At 63.4% G+C, this 4,681-nt stretch carries 4 protein-coding genes; all 4 read right to left on the reverse strand.

Annotated features, from left to right (window positions below; genetic code table 11):
• Positions 1-84: 84 nt before the first annotated feature.
• The gene (locus ACO6VM_RS18445) at positions 85-402 is read right to left on the reverse strand and encodes a DUF2388 domain-containing protein (RefSeq protein ID WP_401059053.1); all 318 of its coding nucleotides are present in this window, start codon (positions 400-402) and stop codon (positions 85-87) included.
• 78 nt (positions 403-480) lie between these two features.
• Complete coding sequence (locus ACO6VM_RS18450; protein WP_401059051.1) at positions 481-1,455, reverse strand: PDR/VanB family oxidoreductase; 975 nt, start codon at positions 1,453-1,455, stop codon at positions 481-483.
• Between the two features lie 67 nt (positions 1,456-1,522).
• Entirely contained in the window at positions 1,523-2,644 is a 1,122-nt protein-coding gene (locus tag ACO6VM_RS18455; protein ID WP_125858943.1) for an aromatic ring-hydroxylating oxygenase subunit alpha, read from the reverse strand.
• A 185-nt stretch (positions 2,645-2,829) separates the two neighbouring features.
• A complete protein-coding gene (locus ACO6VM_RS18460; protein ID WP_258704496.1) occupies positions 2,830-4,428 on the reverse strand; it encodes a BCCT family transporter in 1,599 nt (532 codons plus the stop codon).
• Positions 4,429-4,681: the final 253 nt, after the last annotated feature.

Consider the following 4,681-nt stretch of genomic DNA (forward strand, 5'->3'; position numbering starts at 1 on the left):
CTCCCCCCACATGGGGCGACACCCTCTGGGGGACCCCTCCCTCCTGCCCATTGGGCCGCAGAGCGGCCCCTTTGCAGGTGCAGGTCAGTGCTGCGCGACCGGGTCATCCTGCGACAGCAGCGCCCTGGCCAGTTCCTCGTCGCTGGCCTGCAGGCCAGGGTTGGCCTGGCGTGCCTGCGCCAACGCCGACTCCAGGTAGGCGCCACGGATGGCACCGCCGCTGGCGATGAAGGCGGTCAGTTCGTCCTGGGCGGGGATGATCCGTTTGTCGTCCTTGAAGGTCGAGTAGAGCGACGCGGAGATCCCGGCCGAGGTGGCGACATCACCGGCATCGACCTTGGCCAGGGCGGCACCGGCAGGCAGCAGAAGCAGCAGCGAGGGAACAAGCAGTAAGTGGCGCATGGTGAATCCTCCGCGAAGGTAAAGCCCAGGGGTATTACTGCATGATGTTAAGAGCGCCAAGGGTGGGAGGAGTTCCGTTCACAGATCCAGCACGATGCGCGCCGATTTCGCCCGCGACACACAGAGCATCATGGTCTGCTGCGCGGCCTTTTCCTCATCGCTCAGGTACTGGTCGAAGTGCTCGGCCTCGCCTTCGAGAATCGCCGTTTCACAGGTGCCGCACACACCTTCGCGGCACAGGCACTCGACCTTGGCGGCCTTGGATTTTTCGATGGCCTGGAGGATGGTCATGCCTTCCTCGACTTGCAGCTCGGTCCCGGAGCGGGCCAGCACCACGGTGAAGGCGGCACCTGCGGCCGGTGCTGCTGCGGCAAACTGTTCCCAGTGCACCCGTGACTCGGCGATGCCGGCGGCGGCGGCGGTGGCGATCACTACGTCGATCAGCGGCTTGGGCCCGCATACGTAAAGGTGGGCATCGTCGGCAAGGCCGGCGCACAGGGCGGCCAGGTCGAGCTTGCGGTCGAGGCTGTCGATATAGAACCGCGTGTTGTCGGCATGCGGGCCGCTTTGCAGGTCAGCCTGGAAGGCGCCGTGCTCGGGCGCGCGGAAGGCGTAGTGCAGCTCGTAGGGCGTACTGGTGCCTTCGAGCTCATGCAACTGCGCCAGGAACGGCGTGATGCCGATGCCGCCGGCGATCAGCACATGGCGACCGGCGCCGGGGTCGAGGGCGAACAGGTTGTTGGGGGTGGAGATGGTCAGCTCGCTGCCCACCTCGACCTGCTGGTGCATGAACGCCGAGCCGCCCTTGGACTGCTCTTCCAGGCGCACGCCAATCTGGTAGCTGGACAGTGCGCGCGGGTCGCTCATCAGCGAATAGGCATTGCTGAACTGGCCGCCGCAGGCCGACTGCATCTGCACGATGACGTGGCTGCCGCCGGTGAAAGCGGGCAGGGCGGCACCGTCGCTGCGGGCCAGGGTGAAGCGCTTGATCTGCGGCGTGGCCTGTTCCACCTCGGTCACGCGCACCTTGAACATTTCGTATTGTTTGGCCATGGCATACCTCGACAACGAAGCCCCGCGCCAGGCCCTGGCGCGGGGCGGGACAGCTAACGGGGGTGGTTCAGTCGTCCAGGTGGGCGACGGCGATCAGGTTGTGGAAGTGGGCAATGCCGTGTTCGCTGACGCCGCTGCGCTGGGCATCGACCATGATCCGGCCCTGGCCACGGTAGCCGCGGGATTTCAGGCCCTTCTGCACGCTCTCGACCAGGCGCAGGTCTTCCGGGCGGAACACTTCGCGGTACCAGTCGATCAGCTTCTGCTGCTCTTCGGTGATGTCCTTGTTGAGGAAGTAGACGTCGTAGTGCTGCAGGGTGGTTTCGGCATCGACCGGGAACTCGTAGATCACGGTCATGAAGTTGGCCCCTGGCGGCACGTTGAACATGGTGCATGGCCAGGCCCAGAAGCCGGCGAAGGAGGGGTCTTTGACCGATTCATCGAACTTGAACGACTGCTCCGAAGGCTTGGCCAGGCCGTACTGCAGGGTCCAGTTGCCGTGCAGGCTGTGGCTGTACTGGCCAACGTCCACCGAGTCGGAGAAACCAGGGTGGGCCGGGGCGCAGTGGTAGCACTCCAGGTAGTTGTCGACGATCGACTTCCAGTTGGCCGGGGTGTCGCTGACGAAGCGTGCCGCCAGGTGCAGGTCGTCGATCACCGCGCAGGCTTCGCGCATGCGCTTTTGCAGGCCTGGCAGCTGGTCTTCGACGGGGGCTGCGTCGTTGTCCATGTTGATGAACAGGAAGCCTGCGTACTCTTCGACACGCAGCTGCACCAGGCTGGAGTTGTCCTTGTCGAAGCTGGCGACGTTCTCGCAGTTGCGGGCGTGGGCCAGCTCGCCGTCGAGCTTGAAGGCCCAGGCGTGGTACGGGCAGGTGATGACGTTCTTGGCCTTGCCGCTGCCTTCGAGCAACTGGTGGCCACGGTGCGGGCAGACGTTGTAGAACGCGCGCAGCACGTCGTCGCGGCCACGCACGATGATGATGCTTTCACCGATCACCTGGCGGGTGATGTAGGCGTTCTTCTCGGCGACTTCGCTGCGGTGGCCGACGCAGATCCAGCTGCGGGCGAAGATCGCTTCCTTCTCGTGCTCGAACACAGCGGCCTGGGTGTAGAACTTGGCCGGCAAGGTGAAGGCCACTTCGGGGTTGGCACAGAAATCGGCGGGCAGGCGTTTGAAATCGTTCATGGCTCTATCTCGGTTCTTATTGGTTAACGCGTATCTATTGGTTAACAAGCTAGGCAAAAAAATTTGTTGTAGGTTTGGCAACGTGGGAGCGGGCTTGCCCCGCGATAGCGATGGCAGCCCATATCGCGGGGCAAGTCGCATCGGCGCACCGCCGCTCCCACGTTGCTATCTCAATTCAACTCAATTCAATGCACCGCCGCTGCGCTGCGTGGCGCTTGCTGTTGCGGCTCTTCACCCGCCAGGCGGGTGGCCTCTTCCTCGATGCGGTACGCGGGCACCTGGCCGTAGTCGGCCGCCAGCCACTTGAAGAAGCCGTAGATCTTCACCAGCAGGATCACCATGAACGGGATCGCGGTGAGCACCACGGCGGTCTTCATGGTCGACAGCGACGCCTTGGCGAACAGCATGGCCAGCGGCACCAGGGTCAGCACCACGCACCAGAACAGGCGCAGGGTAGGGCTCGGGTCCTCGCCTTCACGCAGGTTGCGGGTGCTGGTGGCGGCCACGGCGTAGGCGGCGGCGTCCATGTGCGAGGCGCAGAACACCGCCATGATGAACAGGTACGCCGCCAGGAACAGCGTGCCCCACGGCAGGGCCAGCAGCAGGTCGGTCACCGCCGCTTCGCCACCGGCGGTGCTGAGCAGCTTGGGTACGTCGATCTGGCCGTTGATGAACTGGTGCATGCTGTAGCTTTCCAGCGCGCCGAAGAAGAACCAGCAACCGAAACTGCCGCCCAGCAGCAGGGCGAACACCACTTCCTTGATCAACCGGCCGCGCGACACGCGCGCGACGAACATGGCCACTCCCGGTGCGTAGGACACCCACCACAGCCAGTAGAACACCGTCCAGTTGCGGGTAAAGGCACCGTCGCCGGCAGGGTCGGTGAACAGGCTCATCTGCACGTAGTGCTGCAGCATCAGGCCGATGGAGTTGGCCGTGTTGTTCAGGGTGAACTGGGTCGGGCCGACCAGCAGCACCACGGCGGCGAACAGCAGGGCGCCGACGCAGACCATCTTCGACAGGCGCTGCAGGCCGCCGTCGATGCCGATGTACGAGCTCAGCGAGAACAGCAGCGCCACCGCACCGATCACCAGCAGCTGCACGGTGAAGGTGTTGGGGGTGCCGGCCAGGTCAGCCAGGCCACGGGTCAGGGTCGAGGCGGTGAGCGCCAGGGATACGGTCAGCGCGCCCATCATGGTCAGCAGGAAGATCAGGTCGACAGCGCGGCCGACCGGGCCGGTGGCCTTGAAGCCGGTGACCGCTTCGATCACCGACGCCAGGTTAAGGCCGCTCTTCTTGCGCACATGGAAGTGGTAGGCCATTGCCAGCGAGGCCAGGGCGTAGATCGACCAGGCACTGATACCCCAGTGGAAGAACGAGTAGCTGACGCTGTATTCCAGCGCCTGGGCCGACATCGGCGCGATGTTCAAGCCAGGGGTCTGGTAGTAGTAGGCCCACTCCATCACGCCCCAGTACAGGGTCGAGGAACCCATGCCGGCGCAGATGAACATGAACACCCAGGTGGTGGTGGAGTATTCCGGCTTGCCGGCACCCAGGCGAATGTTGCCGTACTTGCTGAAGGCCAGATACAGCACCGCCAGCGAGCTGCCGAACACCAGGACCTGAACGCTGGTACCGAAGGTGCGGGTGGCCACTTCGAACAATTGGTTGGCGAGGCTTTCCGCTTGTGCGGGGAAGGCAGCAAGGCCGATCACGGTGAGCAGCACGGCAACCAGGCTCACGGCAATCAGGAACACATCAATCTTTTTATTGTTGGGGGACATCAATTGTCTCCAGGGGCATTTTTTTTGTAGTTGGAGTCAGGCGTTGGGAAGTCCGTATCGGGTCTTGGTTTTCCTTTCTGTTAACTAATAGATAACAAATATCTTTTGGTTAACAGATTCTGCATTGAATCTGGGCGAGTGGCAATAGAGTCGTCGGACAATCCGGATGGTTGGGTGTTGTCCGGGCTGGCGCTATCGCGGGGCAAGCCCGCTCCCACAAGAAGCAACACCTCTTTCTGTGCGTGGGAGCGGG

This window comes from Pseudomonas sp. GZD-209 (assembly GCF_049310485.1).
Lineage (GTDB): Bacteria > Pseudomonadota > Gammaproteobacteria > Pseudomonadales > Pseudomonadaceae > Aquipseudomonas > Aquipseudomonas sichuanensis.

Bases quoted from the DNA above. Each gene is read 5' to 3' on its own strand.
- ACO6VM_RS18445 (WP_401059053.1), bottom strand. From the start codon at position 402: ATGCGCCACTTACTGCTTGTTCCCTCGCTGCTGCTTCTGCTGCCTGCC.
- ACO6VM_RS18450 (WP_401059051.1), bottom strand. From the start codon at position 1,455: ATGGCCAAACAATACGAAATGTTCAAGGTGCGCGTGACCGAGGTGGAA.
- ACO6VM_RS18455 (WP_125858943.1), bottom strand. From the start codon at position 2,644: ATGAACGATTTCAAACGCCTGCCCGCCGATTTCTGTGCCAACCCCGAA.
- ACO6VM_RS18460 (WP_258704496.1), bottom strand. From the start codon at position 4,428: ATGTCCCCCAACAATAAAAAGATTGATGTGTTCCTGATTGCCGTGAGC.